The following is a 19,810-nucleotide window of genomic DNA, read 5'->3' on the forward strand; positions in this document are numbered from 1 at the left end:
TTCGCTTTCCCGCTCTCGCGGTGCTGCGAAACAGACTCTACAGCAGGTCAGGGGGTGCAGTCGAACCCGATCCGGACCCGCACCGGAACGGACCCGGACGAGCTACGGGGCCAGCTGGTCGATCGCCTTCACGATCCGCTTGTCCGACACCGGGTGCGCCGTGCCGAGGGCGTGCGCGAAGTAGCTGACCCGCAGCTCCTCGATCATCCAGCGGATGTCCAGGGCCTCCTGGGGCACCGGACGCCCCTTGGGGAACTGCTCCAGCAGCCAGGCGTGCTCGTCCCGCATCTCCTTGACCTTCGCCATCCGGGCCCGGTCGCGGTCCACGTTGGACGGCAGCTGCGTCAGCCGCCGGTCGACGGCCACCAGATAGCGCAGCACGTCCGGCAGCCTGCGGACGCCGTGCGCGGTGACGAACCCCGGGCCGACGAGCTCGGTCAGCTGCTCCCGGACGTCCGCGACGGACGGCACCAGCGGCAGCGACGTGGACAGCGGCGGACTCTTCAGCCGGCGCTCGCACGACTGCCAGGCGGCCAGCACCTCCTGCACCTTGCGGATGGTGTCCAGCGTCGCGTCGACGATGTCGGCCCGCACGGCGTCGAACAGCTTGCGGAAGGACTCCTCGTCCCACGCCGGGCCGCCGCGCGCCGCGATCAGCTTGTCGGCCGCGGCCGCGACGCAGTCGTCGAAGAGCGCCGGGATGGAGCCGTGCGGATTCGCCGACAGGGCGAGCTTCTGCTGATTGCTGAGCTTGTCCTGGGCGAATTTCGCGGGGTTGGAGGGGAGGTTGAGCAGGATGAGGCGGCGGGTGCCCCGCCACATCGCCTGCCGCTGCTCCGCCTCGGTGTCGAAGAGCCGCACGGCCACCGAGGCGCCCTCGTCCACCAGCGCCGGGTACGCCTTGACGGGCTGCCCCGCCCGCCGGGTCTCGAAGGTGCGCGGCAGCGTCCCGATGGTCCACCGGGTGAGCCCCGAGCGCTGCTCCGGGCCGCGCGGGCCGCCGCTCTCGCCCGCGGCCTCCGACGCCTGCTCGAAGGCCTTGGTGATCGCGGCCTGCGTCTTCGGTTTGAGCCGCAGCCGCAGCGCCTCCAGGTCCTTGTCCTCGGCGATCTTCCGCTTGCGCTCGTCGACGATCCGGAAAGTGATCTTCAGGTGGTCGGGGACCTTGGCGAGGTCGAAGTCCTCCGGCTCCATCCGGACGCCCACCATCCGCTGGAGCTCACGGGTCAGCGTGGTGGCGAGCGGCTCCTGGAGCGGCACGGCCCGGTCCAGGAACGCCTTGGCGTAGTTCGGCGCCGGGACGTAGTTCCGGCGGATCGGCTTGGGCAGCGAGCGGATCAGCTCCGTCACCAGGTCCTCGCGCAGCCCCGGGATCTGCCAGTCGAAGCCCTCGGCGGAGACCTGGTTGAGCACCTGGAGCGGGATGTGGACGGTCACGCCGTCCGCGTCCGCGCCCGGCTCGAACTGATACGTCACCCGGAACTTCAGCCGGCCCTGCCGCCAGGAATCCGGGTAGTCGTCCTTGGTGACCGCCTCGGCGTTCTCGTTGATGAGCATGGAGTGCTCGAAATTGAGCAGCTCCGGCTCTTCCCGCCGCTTGTGCTTCCACCACGAGTCGAAGTGCGCCCCCGACACCACATGGTCCGGCAGCCGCTGGTCGTAGAAGTCGAAGAGCGTCTCGTCGTCCACCAGGATGTCGCGGCGGCGGGCCCGGTGCTCCAGCTCCTCCACCTCGCCGAGCAGCTTGCGGTTGTCGTGGAAGAACTCGTGGTGCGTCCGCCAGTCGCCCTCGACCAGGGCGTTGCGGATGAACAGCTCACGGCTGGTCTCCGGGTCGATCCGCCCGTAATTGACCTTCCGCTGGGCCACGATCGGTACGCCGTAGAGCGTCACCCGCTCGTACGCCATCACGGCCGCCTGCTTCTGCTCCCAGTGCGGCTCGCTGTAATTGCGCTTCACCAGGTGCTGGGCGAGCGGCTCGATCCACTCCGGCTCGACCTTGGCGTTGACCCGCGCCCACAGCCGCGACGTCTCCACCAGCTCCGCCGACATCACCCAGCGCGGCTGCTTGCGGAACAGCGCCGAACCGGGGAAGACCGCGAATTTCGCGCTGCGGGCACCGAGATACTCGTTCTTCTCGGTGTCCTTCAGGCCGATGTGCGAGAGCAGGCCGGACAGCAGCGACTGGTGCACCCGGTCCTCGGGGGCGTCGTCCTCCGAGAGGTGGACGCCCATCTGCTTGGCGACCGTACGCAGCTGGGAGTAGATGTCCTGCCACTCGCGTATCCGCAGATAGTTCAGGAACTCCGACTTGCACATGCGCCGGAAGGCCGACGACGACAGCGCCTTCTGCTGCTCGCGCACATAGCGCCAGAGGTTGAGGAAGGCGAGGAAATCGCTCGTCTCGTCCTTGAACCGGGCGTGCTGCTGATCGGCTTGCGCCTGCTTCTCCGAGGGCCGCTCGCGCGGGTCCTGGATGGAGAGCGCGGAGGCGATCACCATCACCTCGCGGACACAGCCGTTCCGGTCGGCCTCCAGGACCATACGGGCCAGCCGGGGGTCCACCGGCAGCTGGGCGAGCTTGCGGCCCAGCTGAGTGAGCCGCTTTTTCGGGTCCTTCTGCTGCGGGTCCAGCGCCCCCAGCTCGACCAGCAGGTCGACGCCGTCCTTGATGTTGCGGCGGTCCGGCGGGTCGATGAAGGGGAACTTCTCGATGTCGCCGAGCCCGGCCGCGGTCATCTGGAGGATGACGGACGCCAGATTCGTCCGGAGGATCTCCGCGTCCGTGAATTCCGGCCGGGCGAGGAAATCGTCCTCGGAGTACAGCCGGATGCAGATGCCGTCGCTCGTACGGCCGCAGCGGCCCTTGCGCTGATTGGCGCTGGCCTGCGAGACCGCCTCGATCGGCAGCCGCTGGACCTTGGTGCGGTGGCTGTAGCGGGAGATCCGGGCGAAGCCGGGGTCGATCACATAGCGGATGCCCGGCACGGTCAGGGACGTCTCCGCGACGTTCGTCGCGAGGACGACACGGCGGCCCGTGTGCCGCTGGAAGACGCGGTGCTGCTCGGCGTGGGACAGCCGGGCGTACAGCGGCAGGATCTCGGTGGTCTGCGCGACGGCGCCGCCGGCGCGGCCGAACTTCTTCTCCAGGGCGTCCGCGGTGTCCCGGATCTCCCGCTCGCCGGAGAGGAAGACGAGTATGTCGCCGTCGCCCTCGCGCTGGAGTTCGTCCACGGCGTCGCAGATCGCGGTGATCTGATCGCGGTCGGAGTCCTCGGAGTCCTCCTCCAGCAGCGGCCGGTAGCGCACCTCGACCGGATACGTCCGCCCGCTCACCTCGATGATCGGGGCGTCGCCGAAGTGCCGGGAGAAGCGCTCCGGGTCGATCGTCGCCGAGGTGATGACGACCTTGAGGTCGGGGCGGCGGGGGAGCAGCTGGGCGAGGTAGCCCAGGATGAAGTCGATGTTGAGGCTGCGCTCGTGGGCCTCGTCGATGATGATCGTGTCGTACTGGCGCAGCTCGCGGTCGGTCTGGAGCTCGGCGAGCAGGATGCCGTCCGTCATCAGCTTGACGAGGGTGTCGCCGCCCACCTGGTCGGTGAAGCGGACCTTCCAGCCGACCGCCCCGCCCAGCGGCGTCCGCATCTCCTCGGCGACCCGCTCCGCGACCGTGCGGGCCGCGATCCGGCGCGGCTGGGTGTGGCCGATCAGGCCCCGCACGCCCCGGCCGAGCTCCAGGCAGATCTTGGGGATCTGGGTGGTCTTGCCGGAGCCGGTCTCACCCGCGACGATCACGACCTGGTGGTCACGGATCGCCGCGAGGATCTCGTCCTTCTTCTGGCTGACCGGCAGCTGTTCTGGGTAGGTGATCTCGGGGACGGCGGCCCGGCGTGCCGCGACGCGCAGCTCGGCGGTGTCGACGTCGGTCGCGATCTCGGCCAGCACGGCCGTACGGGCCTCTGGCTTGCGGATGCGGCGCGCACCGTCGAGCCGGCGGCCCAGCCGCTGCGCGTCGTGCGGCGTCAGCTCGGGCAGGCGGGCGGCGAGGCCGGCGAAGGTGGCGGAGGCAGGCTGCGTAGACATACGAGGTCCAGGATCGCACCAGCCGCCGGAAAGCGGCGAACGCATTTCCCGGGGCAAACCACTGAGCCCCCCGTCCGAGGACGAGGGGCTCACGCTGTGGCTGGGGCCGGGGTCGAACCGGCGACCTTCCGCTTTTCAGGCGGACGCTCGTACCAACTGAGCTACCCAGCCACGCGACCTACGAGAGATCGCAGCGGTCCTGACGGGATTTGAACCCGCGGCCTCCACCTTGACAGGGTGGCGAGCACTCCAAACTGCTCCACAGGACCTTGCTATGTGCGAGCACTAGTCTCGCACACGGTAAAGCGTGCCCCCAACGGGATTCGAACCCGTGCTACCGCCTTGAAAGGGCGGCGTCCTGGGCCACTAGACGATGAGGGCTGATGGCCCACCTGGGCGCTTCGCAGCGCCTCGGGGACGTGAGAAGCATATGGGATGCAGGGAGAAACGCCAAAACGGTTTGCCGGCGGCTTGTCGCCGGCCCGCTCGGCGGCTCGCCGGCGGCCGGGCGCGGCCCCGCGCGGGCGGGTGACGGGCGGGGCCGGTGCGGCCGCGGGGGCGGGTGGCCGGTCCCGGTGGGTGCGGGGCCCGGGGCCGCGCCGAAGGCCGTTCCGGGGTACGGCGCGGAGCGCGCCCGTGCCGGACAATGGCGAGCGTGCTGGAGATGACGCGCGAGGAGTTCGAGGAACTGGTCGCCGAGGCCCTGGACCGGATCCCGCCGGAGCTGACGCGGCTGATGGACAACGTCGCGGTGTTCGTGGAGGACGAGCCCCCGGCGGACGACCCTGAGCTGCTCGGCCTCTACGAGGGGACGCCGCTGACCGAGCGCGGCGAGTGGTACGCCGGGGTGCTGCCGGACCGGATCACGATCTACCGGGGCCCGACGCTGCGGATGTGCGAGGACCGGGAAGAGGTCGTCCACGAGACGGAGGTGACGGTCGTTCACGAGGTCGCGCACCACTTCGGCATCGACGACGAGCGGCTGCACGCGCTCGGGTACGGCTGACCGGCCGCGCCCCGGGGGCGGGGTGGGCCGGGCTGTGGGAGAGGGCGGGAGTGCGGGGCCGAAGGGGCCTCCGGTGCCCCGGGGGCGGGTGAGGCGCGTGACAGCGTGCCGCGCGTGTCCTGCGCGGGGCGGGGCCAGTTGGGCAGGGGGCCTGTCCCACGCGATCCGAAGGCGGTCCCCTTCATGCGCTCCACCTCAGCTCACACAGCCGTCACCCGGATCGCGGCGGTGGCCGTCGCGGCCCTGGCCCTCGGGGGGTGCATGAGCGTGAGCGACCCGGAGCGGCCCACCCCGTCACCGGGCGCGGACAAGCGGCGCGAGGCCGCGCCGGAGCCGGACGGCGGGGTGCGGATCCCGGGCGGCCGGCCCGGCCGCCCGGACGCGCGGGCCGTGAAGGGCGCGAGCGGCAGCCCGGCGGCCAAGGGCGCGGCCGCCGCGTCCTCCTCCGCCTCGCCCTCCGACGACCCCGAGGCGTCCCCGGAGGCGGCGAAGCCGGGCAAGCCCGGTGGCAAGCCCAAGCCGCCCGGCTCGGGTCCCGGTACCGTCCCGGTACCGGGCAAGCCGCCCGCGCCCTCCCAGGCGCCGCAGCCGCCGCCGAGCAGCCCCGCACCGCCGCCGCCCGCCACCCAGGCGCCGCCGTCCACCACCCCGCCGGCGCCCCAGCCGGGCCCGCAGGCGGGCCCTGTGGCGTAGGCCATTCGGGGGGCGGCTTGCGCTCAGGGGTGGTGGGTGCGTATGGTGGTAGATCGTTTGATCCCATTTGCCCGGCGCCTGACAGAAGCGCGCCGTGTGGCGCGTTCCTTACCTTGCCGTGGCTGACCGCATCGAGGCGGTCATTTGTGAAGCCGACACGGAGCTTGGGCGCGTGCCGAAACTCCGGAAGGTTTCGCATTTCGCATGTCTATTTCCACTGAGAACACCGTCATGCCCGAGGGCGACGAGATCGTCGTCACCGAGGCTGTCGAGACCGTCGACGCCGTTGACGCCCTCGACACCGACGCCCCCCAGGCCGCCGAGGCCGTCGCCGAAGAGGCCGCCGAGCCCGCCGAGCCGACGATCACCTTCGGTGACCTCGGTCTGGACGACGCGATCGTCCGCAAGCTCGCGCAGAACGGTGTCACCACCCCGTTCCCGATCCAGGCCGCGACCATCCCGGACGCCCTGGCCGGCAAGGACATCCTCGGCCGTGGCCGCACGGGCTCCGGCAAGACGCTCTCCTTCGGCCTCCCGCTGCTGTCCACGCTGGCCGGCGGCCACACCGAGAAGAAGCGCCCCCGCGGCCTGATCCTCACCCCGACCCGCGAGCTCGCGATGCAGGTCGCCGACGCCCTCCAGCCTTACGGCGACGTCCTCGGCCTGAAGATGAAGGTCGTCTGCGGCGGTACGTCCATGGGCAACCAGATCTACGCCCTGGAGCGCGGCGTCGACATCCTCGTCGCCACCCCGGGCCGTCTGCGCGACATCCTCAACCGCGGTGCCGCCCAGCTCGACAAGGTCCAGGTCGCCGTCCTCGACGAGGCCGACCAGATGGCCGACATGGGCTTCCTGCCCGAGGTCACCGAGATCCTCGACCAGGTGCCGGCCGGCGGCCAGCGCCTGCTGTTCTCCGCCACCCTGGAGAACGAGATCGACACCCTGGTCAAGCGCTACCTGGTCAACCCGATCACGCACGAGGTCGACCCCTCCGCCGGCGCCGTCACCACGATGACCCACCACGTCCTCGTCGTGAAGCCGAAGGACAAGGCGCCGGTCACCGCCGCCATCGCCGCCCGTAAGGGCCGCACCATCATCTTCGTCCGCACCCAGCTGGGTGCCGACCGCGTCGCCGAGCAGCTGCTCGACGCCGGCGTGAAGGCCGACGCCCTGCACGGCGGTATGACCCAGGGCGCCCGCAGCCGGGTCCTCGAGGACTTCAAGGCCGGCTACGTGAACTGCCTGGTCGCCACCGACGTCGCCGCCCGCGGCATCCACGTCGACGGCATCGACCTGGTCCTGAACGTCGACCCCGCCGGTGACCACAAGGACTACCTGCACCGCTCCGGCCGTACGGCCCGCGCCGGCCAGTCCGGCACGGTCGTCTCCCTGGCCCTGCCGCACCAGCGCAAGCAGATCTTCCGCCTGATGGAGGACGCGGGCGTCGACGCCTCGCGCCACATCGTCGGCGGCTCCGGCGCCTTCGACGAGGAGGTCGCCAAGATCACCGGCGCCCGCTCCCTCACCGAGGTCCAGGCCGACTCCGCGGCCAACGCCGCCAAGCAGGCCGAGCGCGACCTCCAGGAGCTCACCCGTCAGCTCGAGCGCGCCCAGCGCCGTGCGACCGAGCTCCGCGAGGAGGCCGACCGCCTGACCGCGCGCGCCGCCCGTGAGCGCGGTGAGGACCCGGAGGCCGCCGTGGCCGCCGCGGCCGAGGCCGCCGCCAACGAGGCCGAGGCCGAGAAGGCCGCTGCCGCCGCCGCTGTGCCGGCCCAGGCCGCCCCGGCCTACGAGCGCCGTGACGAGCGTGGCAACTTCGACCGCCGCGACGACCGCTCGGGTGGCTTCCGCCGTGACGACCGCCGTGACGACCGCTCCTCCGGTGGCTTCCGTCGCGACGACCGCCCGTCCGGTGGTTTCCGCCGTGACGAGCGTCGTGACGACCGTCCCTCGGGTGGCTTCCGTCGCGACGACCGTCGTGACGACCGCTCCTCGGGTGGCTTCCGTCGCGACGACCGCCCGTCCGGTGGTTTCCGTCGTGACGACCGTCCGGCCGGTGGCGGCTTCCGCCGTGACGACCGCCCGTCCGGTGGTTTCCGTCGCGACGAGCGTCGTGACGACCGTCCGGCCGGTGGCGGCTTCCGCCGTGACGACCGCCCCTCGGGTGGTTTCCGTCGCGACGAGCGCCGCGATGACCGTCCGGCCGGTGGCGGCTTCCGCCGTGACGACCGCCCGTCCGGTGGCTTCCGCCGTGACGACCGTCCCTCCGGTGGCTTCCGCTCCGGTGGCAGCGACCGCCCGTTCAACCGCGACCGCCGCGACGACCGCCCCTCCGGCGGCCACCGCACCGGCGGCGGCGACCGCCCGTACGGCCGTCGTGACGACCACCGCGGCGGCACCGGCACCGGCTCCTTCGGTCGCCGTGACGACAAGCCGCGCTGGAAGCGCAACGGCTGATAACCGCAGGTGACTTGGGGCCCGTACGACACACCGGTGTCGTACGGGCCCCTCTGCTTCGCCACCCCCGGCCGTTGCGTGGGCCATAACGACTCGGGATAACGCGGTCGGCCGGGCTATGCTGCGGGGTGCGGGCCGTTAGCTCAATTGGCAGAGCAGTGGACTTTTAATCCATTGGTTGTGGGTTCGAGTCCCACACGGCCTACCGCGGCAGGCGCCGGGAAACCCGGCTGACCTGCGAAGGAGCGCCCCGTCCGGGCTTACCGGGCGGGGCGCTCCGCTGTTTGGGGAGGCCCTTCACGGGCCGGTCGGCACCCCGCCGGAGAACGTATGCGGAGACATCTCTTCCGTATGCACCGTTCCGCCGCTTCCTCAGGTCGATGTCGTACCAAAGGGCTATCGCACGACACGTACACCTCTTGTCGCGCACCTCTTGTCGCGTGACGCGCCCGCGCGTCGTCTCCTACGTCTCGTCTCGTCGGCCGCGCGGGGTTTCCGCGCACCGGGTCGCCGGAGGGGGCGCGCCGGCGCCCATGGCGGACGGGGCGGCGGCGCGCCTACGCCCGGTGCCCGGCCGCCGGGTGACACCCCCTCCGGCCGCCCCGGCCGTGAATTCCCCGGCGGCCGACGGGACATGCGCTTCGGGCGTGCCCCGGCGGGAGAGCCGGGGGAGAGCCGGGGCGAGCCCCCTGAAGCATTGCTTCCGCTGACTCGGGCCCTCATCCGACGAGTTCGCCGGAATCCCGCCCCCCTGCCGTGTTCACGCCGCTACGGTAAGTGCGCGGGGTGGGTGTGGCGAAGGTCGGGAGGTCGAGGGCCGTGGAGAACTCGCGAGCGGGTGAGGGCGAAAGCGGGAGCGGGCGCACGGAGCGCGAGCGGTGCCAGGGGCGCACCGGGCCCGCTGCCCGCCCGGCGCACGGCCGGCCCGCCGGGGAGCGCGGCGACGGCATCACCCCCGCCGAGCACGTGCGCGAGCTGCTGGACCGCGCGCAGAACGGCTTCGAGATCGGCGAACCGCTGCTCGCCCGGCTGCGGACCGCCCTGATGCACCAGGCCGAACTCCGCTCGTACCGCCAGCGCAACGACGAATCGCGCCCCCTGCGCTGCAACACCTACCGGCACGTCTTCCTGCTCGCCGACGGCAGCAGCCTGCTGCTGTACGAGCTGGAGCACGACACCGGCCCCGAGGAGGAGTTCCGCTACGAGCTCTACGCCCGGGAGGACGCCCTGGACCGCGCCGAGAGCAGGGTGCACGAGCGGATCGGCGGCGGCATCGGCCCCGGCAGCGAGACCGAGGAGCTGCCCGCGTGGCTGGCCGAGGAGCTGCTGCTCGCCATGGGCCCCACCCGGCCCCGCCGCGAGTACGTCTGCGACGCCTCGCCCGACCACGCCCGCCGCCTGCTGCGCCGCGCGGAGAACGAGGACGGCCCCGGCGAGGTGGTGCGCGAGCTGCTCCAGGGGGCGCTCGGCCACCACATCGCGCTGATCACCAAGCCCAGGCGCCGGGGCGCGGGCCGCGACGCGACCTGGTGCCGCTTCTACGAGCACGCGTTCCTGCTGGAGGGCGGGGGCGAGGTCAGCCTCTGGGAGCTGGAGCACAACATGAACACGGACGGCAGGCTCGTGTGCGAGGTCTATCTCGACGAGGCGGAGGCCGAGGTGGCGGCGGACCGGCACGCCCGCGCCCAGGGCGTGGAGCTGTAGCGGGCCGGACGGGCGGTCCGGGGCCGGTGGCGGGCCGCCCCGGCCGGGCCCCAGGTGTGATCGTCGGTGGAAGGGGGTTACGGGGGGCCATCGGCGTGTGTTATGGTCGTTCGAGTTGCAGTTGTGGTACCCATGAACTCGTGTGCGCCTGACGGTTATGTAGCCGAAGGCGCATTTTTGTTTTTAGCCGGTCTATTCCGGTGTGGGGCCCATCCCATTCACAAGGAGATAGACATGGCTACTGGCACCGTGAAGTGGTTCAACTCGGAAAAGGGCTTCGGCTTCATCGAGCAGGACGGCGGCGGCCCGGACGTCTTCGCCCACTACTCGAACATCGCCTCCTCCGGCTTCCGTGAGCTGCTCGAGGGCCAGAAGGTTTCCTTCGACGTCACGCAGGGCCAGAAGGGCCTTCAGGCCGAGAACATCGTCCCCGCCTGACGATGATCGCCCGCCCGGCAGCAGGCTGACCGGTCCTCCGACCGGTCCGGCCCAGGCCCTACGGCCCTGCCGGGCAACGCATCACGCTTGACGCAATGGGGCCCGCACCACTGGGTGCGGGCCCCATTGTCGCCCCCGCACCAGCGCGCCCAGGCTTTTCCGCCGCCCGTCCGTCCCGGACGGCCTCGCGATGCGAAGTCCTCATCTCGGGCGTGCCACCCCATTGAGGGAAGGTCCCCGTATGACTCGCTCCGCCCGCCCCGCCCGTCCCTCCGACGGCGGCGGTTCCCCCCGCTCCCGCGCCGGCCAGCCGTCCCGTGGCGGCCAGTCCGGCCGTGGCGGCCAGTCCGCGCGCCGCCGCCCGGCCGCGGCTCCGCTCCAGGGGGACTTCGAGACGCCCGTCTCCACCACGCCGGCGCTGCCGCCCGTGGCCTCCTTCGCCGACCTGGACATGCCGAACGGCCTGCTCGCCACGCTGACCCGCGAGGGCGTCACCGAGCCGTTCCCGATCCAGGCCGCGACGCTGCCGAACTCCCTCAGCGGCCGTGACGTCCTCGGCCGCGGCCGCACCGGCTCCGGCAAGACCCTCGCCTTCGGCCTCGCGCTGCTGGCCCGTACGGCCGGCCGCCGCGCCGAGTCCGGGCGTCCGCTTGCCCTGGTGCTCGTGCCCACCCGTGAGCTGGCGCAGCAGGTCACCGACTCGCTCAGCGTCTACGCGACCGCCGTCAACCTGCGGATCGCCACGGTCGTCGGCGGCATGTCCATCGGCCGGCAGGCCCAGTCGCTGGCGCGCGGCGCCGAGGTGCTGGTCGCCACCCCCGGCCGGCTCGCGGACCTGATCCAGCGCGGCGACTGCAAGCTCGGGGACGTGGCGATCACGGTCCTGGACGAGGCCGACCAGATGGCCGACATGGGCTTCCTGCCGCAGGTCACCAAGCTGCTCGACCAGGTGGACCCGGACGGGCAGCGGATGCTGTTCTCCGCCACCCTGGACCGCAACGTCGACCGGCTCGTGCGCCGCTTCCTGTCGGACCCGGTGACCCACTCCGTCGACGCGTCCGTGGGCGCGGTCTCCACGATGGACCACCACCTGTTCCACCTCACGGACCAGGACAAGAAGGACGCCGTCACGCGCATCGCCGCCCGCGAGGGCCGCGTGATCATGTTCGTGGACACCAAGCGCGGCGCCGACCGGCTGGTGAAGAAGCTGCTGTCCGAGGGTGTACGGGCGGCCGCGCTGCACGGCGGCAAGAGCCAGCCGCAGCGCAACCGCACCCTGGAGCTGTTCCGCACCGACCAGGTCACCGCCCTGGTCGCGACGAACGTCGCCGCGCGCGGCATCCACATCGACGGCCTCGACCTGGTCGTGAACATCGACCCGCCGACGGACCACAAGGACTACCTGCACCGCGGCGGCCGCACGGCGCGCGCGGGCGAGTCCGGCACGGTCGTCACGCTGGTGCTGCCCGAGCAGCGGCGCGAGATGAGCCGCATGATGGTCACGGCGAAGATCACCCCGAACGTCATCAACACCCACCCGCGCGACCCGGAGCTTGTCCGGATCACCGGTGCCCGTGAGCCCAGTGGTGTCGCGGTGGTCATCGCGCCGCCGGCCCCGGCCCAGCCGCAGGGCTCCGGCAAGTCCTCGTCCCGTTCGCGTTCGCGCGGCTCCGGCTCGGGCGCGGCGGGCGGTTCCGCCGCCTCCGCCGGGACCGGTTCGCGCGGCAGCCGGGGCGGTCGCGGGCGTACGCGTACGGCGGAGTCGGGCGCTTCCGGTGGTTCCGGTGGCGGCGGCTTCCGTGGCCTGGCGGCCGGCGGCAACGGCAACGGCTCCCGCCGGTCCAGCGCCTCCCGCCCCGGCACCGCGGCGGGCCGCCCCCGGCGCAGCGGCGGCGGCGCGGGCGGCGGCGCCCGGCGTCCTTCCTAGGACGTAGCCGGCGGGGCCTTCCCGGCCTCGCTCTTCTTCCTCCGGGTTCGGTACGGACCTCGTTCCCTCAGGCGCCGGACGGGCTGTTCTTCAGCCCGTCCGGCGCCTGAGGACGTTCGGGAAGGGGCGGGTAGGGGAAAACCCGGCACGTACAGACCGCCCCCCCGCCCCCCAGGCCGCACCCGCTTGGCCCACCACCGTTCGCCCCACCGCCCCCCACCCGGAAGGGTAGGCCGCGTGACGTGCGGGACGTCCGGTCAGGAGAGAGCGCGGTGGGGAACGGAAACGGGCACCGGAACCCCGTGGCCAGGCGGGTCGTCCGCCGACTCCCGGCCGTTCTGATCGCCTGCGGGGTCCTCTTCGACCTCGCCACCCCCTCCCGCTACACCAGCGCCCCTCTCCTCTCCGCCGCGCCGCTCGTCGCGGCCCCCCTCTCCTCCTGGCGCGCGACCGCCGGCGCCGCCGCCGCGGCCACCGCGGCCGCGATCGCGCTCGCCCTCCACGCCAGCGCGGACGACGTCGGGGCGTCCCTGAGCGAGGTCCTCGCCATCGCGGTCGTCTCCCTCCTCGCCCTCGGCATCAACCGTCTCGCCCGCCGCAGCTCCCAGCAGCTGGCCTCGGCCCGGGGCATCGCCGAGACCGCCCAGCGCGCCGTACTGCCGGTGCCGCCCGCCCGTATCGACAGCCTCCGGATCGCGGCGCGCTATGTCGCGGCGCAGGCGGACGCCCGGATCGGCGGCGATCTCTACGCCGTCCAGGACACCCCGCACGGCGTGCGCGTCATCGTCGGCGACGTACGGGGCAAGGGCCTGGAGGCGGTGGAGGCCGTCGCCGTGGTGATCGGCGCCTTCCGTGAGGCGGCCGAGCAGGAGCGCACGCTGGAGGGGCTCGCGGCACGGCTGGAGCGCGCGTTGCAGAGGGAGGGCTCCCGGCGCGCGAACCTTGATCAGTTCGAGGGCTTCACCACCGCCGTGCTGGGGGAGATGCCGCCCGGCGAGCCCGTCCTGCGCCTGGTCAACCGTGGTCACCCGGCGCCCCTCCTGCTCTACGCGGACGGCCGCGTCGGGGAGGCGGAGCCGGCCGTACCGGCCCTGCCCCTCGGGATGGGGGAGCTGGGGATGTGGCCGGACCGGGTGGAGGAGTGGGAGTTCCCCACCGGGGCGATGCTGCTGCTGTTCACGGACGGGGTGACAGAGGCCCGTGACGCGAACGGCGTCTTCTACGACCCACGGACCCGGCTGTCGGGCCGCCCCTTCAGGAGCCCGGAGTCGCTCCTCGACGTCCTCATCATGGACGTCACCCACCACTCGGGCGGGCACACGGAGGACGACATGGCGCTGCTGGCCATTCGGCGCGGGGACGGCCGCTATCAGCGCGCGGTGACCGGGTCGGCGTCCGGTGCGACGGCCGTGCGGAAACCGGCGGGCACCGTCCGTAGTGGATCTTGATCCGCGCGCATTTCCCCTCTCGGCGCACGGCCGAAGGGCGGCCGGTTGTGCGAACGGATGCCTGCTCAGGTAAGCGCCCGGATGTGCGAACTGACGAATGATCACCTGGACGTGAATCGTAAAGTCTGGCCAAGAAGCCCGCGGATTCACGCTTTCGGCTTGGATTCCGGCTGGCAAGTCTATTAACGTTCGATAACGCAGCGCGGTCCTCACAACCGCCGTAAGAGGCGGCGCCGTGCGCCTTCGCCGAATCCCTCGGGCACAGCTCCACCTGATCCACCAGCGGTATCTGGGAACCGGGGAACCACCAACCCTGGGGTGAATCGGGCCGCACTCCGGCCCGTAGGAGACCTTCCTGCTCCGAACCCGTCAGCTAACCCGGTAGGCGAGAAGGAAGGAAAGGAGAACGCCCCCGTGGCGTCCAACGAGCCTGCCCTTGGCGACAGTCCACTGCCGCACGCCCCTTCGCTGCCCGCCGGGTACGGGATGCCGTACGTGACGGACCACGCCGCCGCACACGCGCCCGAGCCCGGACACGCGGCGGAATACGCATCCGAATACGCGCCCGAGTACGAGGCCGGGTACGGGTACGGGTCCGGCTATGAGGCCGAGTACGCGTCCGGCCCGTATACGGCCGGTTACGAAAACGCCCATGTACCCGAGTACACGGCCGATTACGGGTCCGAGCCGTTGCCCGGACCGGTCCCCGGACTCGTTCCCGGATACATGCCCGCGTACGTCGAGCCGGGCGGGAGGGCCGAGCCGGAGGAGGCTTCCGGCCCGGTGAGCGCCGGGCCCGTGGTCCCCGCCCCCGCTCCTTCCTCCGCCTCCGCCCGGGGCCGGCACCGCGTGGCCAAGCAGCGCGGCGGCACGATGGCCCGCAGCGGCGCGGTGCTCGGCGTCGGTGTCATGGCGGCCGTCGGCGCGGGCGGCATGGCGAGCGCCCAGGACCGTCCGCCGGCCCCGATATCCGTGCCGGACCTGTCGGGGATCCCCGGCGTCGGGGCGTTCATGAGCAAGGGCGACGCGGGTACGGCCGAGAAGGCCGCCGACGGGAAGGGCAAGGCTGCCGCGGGCTCCGGAAGAGCCGCGGTCGAAGCGGCCGCCGCCGCGCCCGGCGCCGATCAGCCGCTGACCCGGGCGGGCCTGTCCGCCGAGGACGTGGCCCGCGGCACGGCGACGGCCGGCGAGGCGCTGCGCGCCCGCATCCTCCAGCAGGCGGAGTACCAGCAGAACGCCGCCGACGACGAGGCGCGCGACGCCAAGACGCGGGAGGCCGTGGAGGCGCAGCGGGAGGCCGCCCGGGAGCGGGCGGCGGAGGTGAAGGCCGCGAAGGCGGAGGCCCGTGAGGCGGCCGAGGCGGAGAAGGCGGAAGCCGAGGCGAAGGCCAAGGAGGAGAAGGCGGAGGCGGAGAAGCGGGAGCACGCGTCCTCGTCCCCTTCCTCTCATGGGTCCTCTCATGGGTCCTCCAAGGGGTCCTCCGGGTCGTCCTCGGGGTCCGGTGCGGGCGCGCGCTCGGGCTCGTACAGCCTGCCGGTCGGCTCGTACACCCTGACCGCGGGCTTCGGCCAGGCGGGCAACATGTGGTCCGCGAATCACACCGGTGAGGACTTCGCCGCCCCGACGGGCACGCCCGTCAAGGCGGTGGGCGGCGGCACGATCACCCAGGCGGGCTGGGCGGGCGCGTACGGCTACCGCATCGTGCTGCGGCTGGACGACGGTACGGAGCTGTGGTTCTGCCACCTGTCGTCGATGGTCGTGACGTCGGGGAAGGTCGCGGCCGGGGACGTCATCGGCCGGGTCGGGGCGACGGGCAACGTCACCGGTCCGCATCTGCACCTGGAGGTCCGGCCGGGCGGCGCGGGCCCGGTGGACCCGCTGTCGTGGCTGCGCGCGAGGGGCCTTCAGCCGTAGCGGGGTCCGGTCTGCCCTGGCGGAGGTCCGGTCCGCCGTAGCGGGGGCCCGGGCTGCATATCCGGCGCCCGAGTGGTTACCCGGCGCGTGTGACGGCTCACGCGACGCCAGACGCGACCCCTGACGCGGCGCTCACCACCTCCGTGCCCGCCCGGCTCGACCGGTTGCCCTGGTCGAGGTGGCACTGGACGGTGGTGATCGGCCTCGGCACGGTCTGGATCCTCGACGGCCTGGAGGTCACGGTCGTCGGCAACATCGCCGGCCGGCTGTCGGAGTCCGGCAGTGGCCTGCCCGTGACGTCCGGGCAGGTCACGGGTTTGGCGGCGGCGCTGTACGTGGCGGGGGCCTGTAGTGGCGCGCTGTTCTTCGGCCGGATGACCGACAAGTACGGCCGTAAGAAGCTCTTCATCGTGACGCTCGCGGTCTATCTGGCCGCGACCGCGCTCACGGCGCTGTCCTTCTCCTCCTGGTGGTTCTTCGCGTTCCGCTTCCTGACGGGCTTCGGCATCGGGGGCGAGTACGCGGCCATCAACTCCGCCATCGACGAGCTGATCCCCGCCGCCTTCCGGGGCCGCGTCGACCTGATCATCAACGGCAGCTTCTGGCTGGGCGCGGTCGGTGGCTCCCTGCTGTCCCTCGTCATGCTGGACACGGACATCTTCCCCATGGAGGTGGGCTGGCGGCTGACCTTCGCGCTGGGCGTCGTCCTGGGGCTGGTCATCCTGCTCGTACGCCGCCATGTGCCGGAGAGCCCGCGGTGGCTCTTCATCCACGGGCGGGGAAAAGAGGCCGAGGAACTCGTCACGTCGATCGAGCGGCGGGTGGAGGCGGAGAAGGGGCACGGGCTGCCGCCGCCGGAGGGTGAGATCACCATCCACCAGCGAGGCCCCATCACGTTCCGCGAAATAGCCCGCACGGTCTTCTCGGACTACCGGCGGCGGGCGGTCCTGGGCCTGTCGCTCTTCATCGGGCAGGCGTTTCTCTACAACGCCATCACGTTCGGCTTCGGGGCCATCCTCACGACGTTCTTCGGCGTCTCCACCTCGCGTACGGGCTACTTCTTCGCGGTCATCGCGGCGGGGAACTTCATCGGCCCGCTGGTGCTCGGAAAGCTTTTCGACACGGTCGGCCGGCGGGTCATGATCTCGTCCACCTATCTGCTCTCCGGGATCCTGCTCTTCGGCACGGCGTGGCTCTTCGGCGCCGGCCGGCTGACGGCCACGACCCTCACCGCGTGCTGGGCGGTCGTCCTCTTCTTCGCCTCCGCGGGCGCGAGCAGCGCCTATCTCACCGTTTCCGAGATCTTCCCGATGGAGACGCGGGCCATGGCCATCGCGTTCTTCTACGCCCTGGGAACGGCGGCCGGCGGCATCAGCGGGCCCCTGCTCTTCTCCGACCTGACCAGCAGCGGCGTCGTCGGCGACACGGTCCTGGCCTTCCAGGTCGGCGCGTCGCTGATGTGCCTGGCGGGCCTGGTCGCCGCGTTCCTCGCGGTACGTGCGGAGGGGCGCTCGCTGGAATCGATCGCGGAACCCTTGTCGGCGAAGCGCCCCGGGCCCGTACCGGCGACCGCGGAATAACCACCTCCGTAAGGGAGTTAAACCGGAACATGGCTGACATCCACCAGAAGATCGGCACCCTTTCCGTACACCCGCTGGCACTCGGCGGCAATGTCTTCGGCTGGACGGCGGACGAGGCGGAGTCCTTCGCGGTCCTCGACGCGTACGCGGCGGCGGGCGGCAATTTCATCGACACCGCCGACGTCTATTCCGCGTGGGTCCCGGGAAACAGCGGCGGTGAGTCCGAGACGGTGATCGGCAAATGGTTCGCCTCCCGTGGCAACCGCGCCGACATCGTCCTGGCCACCAAGGTCGGCGCGGGCATCCCCGACCCGCGCGGGCTGTCGTCGACCGTCATCAAGACGGGCGTGGAGGATTCCCTCCGCCGCCTGGGCACCGATTACATCGACCTCTACTACACCCACTACGACGATCCGTCGGTCCCGGTCGAGGAGTTCATCTCGACACTCGACGCTCTGGTGAAGGAGGGCAAGGTCCGCGAGATCGCGGCCTCCAACATCACCCCGGAGCGCCTGGCGGAGGCGCTGGAATTCTCCGACGCCGCGGGACTGGCGAAGTACGCCGCGATCCAGCCGCACTACAACCTGGTCTCGCGGGACACGTACGAGGGTGAACTGGCGAAGGTGGCGGCGAAGCACGGGCTGGCGGCGGTACCGTACTGGGCCTTGGCGTCGGGCTTCCTCACGGGCAAGTACCGCCCCGGCACGGCGGTCGACAGCCAGCGGGCGGAGAAAGCCGGCAAGTACTTGGCGTCCGAGCGAGGCCCGCGCGTCCTGGCGGCCCTCGACGAGGTGGCCGCGGCGCACGATGCCGAGATCGCCACGGTCGCCCTGGCGTGGCTGGCGGCCCGGCCGACGGTGGTGTCCCCGCTGGCGAGCGCCCGCACGGTGGAGCAACTGCCGGCACTGCTGGCGGTGGCGGACCTGAAGCTCACGGAGGCGGAGCTGGCGCGGTTGACGGAGGCGTCGGCGTAGGGACCGAGGGCAGGGGTGGGCGGCTCAGGATCCGCCCACCCGGGGCCTGCCGGGTCAGGCACTCAGGCCCTTCGGACCAGACACTCGGGCCCTTCGGACCATGCCTTCGGGCCCGGCTCTTCGGACCATGCCTTCAGGCCCGGCTCTTCGGACCAGGTATTCAGGCCCGGCTCTCCACGACCCAGGAGGCGAGGGCGACCCCGCCGGCCACGGCGAACACGGACGGCCAGGCCCCGATCTTCTTGGCCAGCGGGTGCGACCCGCCGAACGCGGCCACGTAGAGCCCGGTCAGCGCGGCGGCCTTGGGCGCCCCGACCGTGCCGCTCCACTGCCGGGCGGCCACGGCCCCGGCGGCCGCCAGCGCCACCCCACCAAGGGGCCGCTTCTTGGTCCACCGGGCGATGCCGTACCCACCGACGAGCCCACCAGCGGCAACAACAGACGTCGGAATCCGACCCATCCCGCAACCTCCGCATCAAGGAACGAACTGCCTGGCCCCAAGCTAACTCGACGGCTCGCGGAGCTCGGCGGGCGGGGTTCTTTCGCTACGAGCCGGAGGCGGCAGGGCCGAGATTGCCCTCGATCCTGCCCAGCAGCCGGGTGACGGCGGCCCGGTCCGCTTCGTCGAGGCCGTGCAGTGTGAGGTCCTCCAGCTGCTGCCAGGCCTGGACGACCTGCTCCTGAAGCGCCTGCGCGGCGGCCGTGGGCTCGACGAGAACAGCGCGGCGGTCGGTGTCGCTGCGCCGCCGCCGGACGAATCCCGCCTGCTCCAGCCGCTGGACCATCCGCGTCACGGTGGAGGCGTCCAGGCCGAGCAGATCGATCAACTGAGCCTGAGGCTGGGGCCCGTGGTCCCACAGCTGCATCATCAGCAACTCCTGCCCGGGGTGCAGACCGAGGCGGCGCAGCAGCTGGCCGGCGGCGGCGCGGTGGAGGCGGGCGACGCGGGCGAGGGCGTGGCTGACGGTGTCGTGGGTGGCGGACATGAAGTGATTGTACAAGCAAGGATGTAGCCGATCCTGGCGGGTGACCCCTAGGACTGCTTGCGAAGATCGCCCCCGAGACATTTAATTGGCCGCACAAGCAATATCCTGCTTCTCAGGGGAGGAAAGCCATGCGAACCATCAGCGCGACCGTGCCCGTCAACGAGCCCGGCCGGCCGGACGAGGTCCACCTGGACCGCGACGACGTGTGGGCGGGGCTGCTCGACAAGGCGCAGAACGCGGTGCCGTACGTGGCCGGGATGCAGGAGTGCACGGTCGTGGAGCGCAGGCCGGACGGCCTGGTGCGCGAGGTGGTCATCCACGGCGAGCGGATCCGCGAGGAGGTGGTCTTCCACCCGAAGCGCCGGGTCACCTTCTCCCGCCACGACGAGCGCGCGACCTGGCTGATCCACAACGACATCGCCGAGGACGAGAACGGGCTCACTCTCACCTTCAGCGCCACGATGGAGATCGAGGAGGGCGAGGAGGGCGACGGGCAGGCGGCGCGGGTGCGGGTGGGGTACCTGGAGGCTTTGCGGACGACGTTGGCGCGGACTCGGGAGAACGTTGCCGCGGGGAGCATGGTCTCCGTGGGCTAGGCCG

General features: G+C 71.9%; 14 protein-coding genes, 4 tRNA genes and 1 riboswitch. Of the genes, 12 read left to right on the forward strand and 6 right to left on the reverse strand.

Annotated features, from left to right (window positions below; translation table 11 throughout):
- Window positions 1-102 precede the first annotated feature (102 nt).
- The 4 genes from hrpA to SMD11_RS17990 all read right to left on the reverse strand — a co-directional run bounded on the left by hrpA (window position 103) and on the right by SMD11_RS17990 (window position 4,464).
- Window positions 103-4,083, reverse strand: coding sequence for an ATP-dependent RNA helicase HrpA (gene hrpA / locus SMD11_RS17975; protein WP_087927425.1), 3,981 nt, complete (start codon window positions 4,081-4,083; stop codon window positions 103-105).
- Between the two features lie 97 nt (window positions 4,084-4,180).
- Window positions 4,181-4,254 (reverse strand) — tRNA-Phe (locus SMD11_RS17980).
- Window positions 4,255-4,277: 23 nt separating this feature from the next.
- Window positions 4,278-4,352: transfer RNA gene (locus SMD11_RS17985), tRNA-Asp, on the reverse strand.
- A 39-nt stretch (window positions 4,353-4,391) separates the two neighbouring features.
- Window positions 4,392-4,464: transfer RNA gene (locus SMD11_RS17990), tRNA-Glu, on the reverse strand.
- Between the two features lie 274 nt (window positions 4,465-4,738).
- On the opposite strand from SMD11_RS17990, the gene SMD11_RS17995 reads away from it, so the two are divergent.
- The 11 genes from SMD11_RS17995 (at window position 4,739) to SMD11_RS18045 (ending at window position 18,224) form a co-directional block, all read left to right on the forward strand.
- Window positions 4,739-5,089 carry a metallopeptidase family protein gene (locus SMD11_RS17995; protein WP_087930580.1) on the forward strand — a complete coding sequence of 117 codons (351 nt, stop codon included), beginning with the start codon at window positions 4,739-4,741 and terminating at the stop codon, window positions 5,087-5,089.
- 183 nt (window positions 5,090-5,272) lie between these two features.
- Window positions 5,273-5,782: a hypothetical protein gene (locus SMD11_RS18000; RefSeq protein ID WP_159395317.1), complete on the forward strand. Its 510-nt coding sequence runs from the start codon at window positions 5,273-5,275 to the stop codon at window positions 5,780-5,782.
- Between the two features lie 204 nt (window positions 5,783-5,986).
- Window positions 5,987-8,239: a DEAD/DEAH box helicase gene (locus SMD11_RS18005; RefSeq protein WP_087927427.1), complete on the forward strand. Its 2,253-nt coding sequence runs from the start codon at window positions 5,987-5,989 to the stop codon at window positions 8,237-8,239.
- A gap of 132 nt (window positions 8,240-8,371) precedes the next feature.
- Window positions 8,372-8,444: transfer RNA gene (locus SMD11_RS18010), tRNA-Lys, on the forward strand.
- 614 nt (window positions 8,445-9,058) lie between these two features.
- A complete protein-coding gene (locus SMD11_RS18015; RefSeq protein ID WP_324614748.1) occupies window positions 9,059-9,943 on the forward strand; it encodes a DUF6227 family protein in 885 nt (294 codons plus the stop codon).
- A gap of 234 nt (window positions 9,944-10,177) precedes the next feature.
- On the forward strand, window positions 10,178-10,381 hold the full coding sequence (locus SMD11_RS18020) for a cold-shock protein (RefSeq protein WP_037661310.1): 204 nt from the start codon (window positions 10,178-10,180) through the stop codon (window positions 10,379-10,381).
- Between the two features lie 241 nt (window positions 10,382-10,622).
- A complete protein-coding gene (locus SMD11_RS18025; RefSeq protein ID WP_087927428.1) occupies window positions 10,623-12,308 on the forward strand; it encodes a DEAD/DEAH box helicase in 1,686 nt (561 codons plus the stop codon).
- Window positions 12,309-12,580: 272 nt separating this feature from the next.
- A complete protein-coding gene (locus tag SMD11_RS18030; protein ID WP_234366078.1) occupies window positions 12,581-13,756 on the forward strand; it encodes a PP2C family protein-serine/threonine phosphatase in 1,176 nt (391 codons plus the stop codon).
- A gap of 234 nt (window positions 13,757-13,990) precedes the next feature.
- Window positions 13,991-14,159, forward strand: a riboswitch (cyclic di-AMP (ydaO/yuaA leader).
- A 470-nt stretch (window positions 14,160-14,629) separates the two neighbouring features.
- Window positions 14,630-15,670, forward strand: a complete 1,041-nt coding sequence (locus SMD11_RS18035; protein ID WP_418952528.1) for a M23 family metallopeptidase — start codon at window positions 14,630-14,632, stop codon at window positions 15,668-15,670.
- An 89-nt stretch (window positions 15,671-15,759) separates the two neighbouring features.
- The gene (locus SMD11_RS18040) at window positions 15,760-17,250 is read left to right on the forward strand and encodes an MFS transporter (protein WP_087927431.1); all 1,491 of its coding nucleotides are present in this window, start codon (window positions 15,760-15,762) and stop codon (window positions 17,248-17,250) included.
- Window positions 17,251-17,279: 29 nt separating this feature from the next.
- Entirely contained in the window at window positions 17,280-18,224 is a 945-nt protein-coding gene (locus tag SMD11_RS18045) for an aldo/keto reductase (protein WP_087927432.1), read from the forward strand.
- A gap of 160 nt (window positions 18,225-18,384) precedes the next feature.
- On the opposite strand, the gene SMD11_RS18050 is transcribed toward SMD11_RS18045, so the two are convergent.
- Complete coding sequence (locus SMD11_RS18050) at window positions 18,385-18,684, reverse strand: hypothetical protein (RefSeq protein ID WP_087927433.1); 300 nt, start codon at window positions 18,682-18,684, stop codon at window positions 18,385-18,387.
- A gap of 85 nt (window positions 18,685-18,769) precedes the next feature.
- Window positions 18,770-19,210 carry a MarR family winged helix-turn-helix transcriptional regulator gene (locus tag SMD11_RS18055; RefSeq protein WP_087927434.1) on the reverse strand — a complete coding sequence of 147 codons (441 nt, stop codon included), beginning with the start codon at window positions 19,208-19,210 and terminating at the stop codon, window positions 18,770-18,772.
- Between the two features lie 128 nt (window positions 19,211-19,338).
- Here SMD11_RS18055 and SMD11_RS18060 point away from each other — a divergent pair, with 128 nt between their 5' ends.
- Window positions 19,339-19,806, forward strand: a complete 468-nt coding sequence (locus SMD11_RS18060) for an AtaL-like protein (protein WP_087927435.1) — start codon at window positions 19,339-19,341, stop codon at window positions 19,804-19,806.
- Window positions 19,807-19,810: the final 4 nt, after the last annotated feature.

Origin of the sequence: Streptomyces albireticuli (assembly GCF_002192455.1) — a bacterium.
Lineage (GTDB): Bacteria > Actinomycetota > Actinomycetes > Streptomycetales > Streptomycetaceae > Streptomyces > Streptomyces albireticuli_B.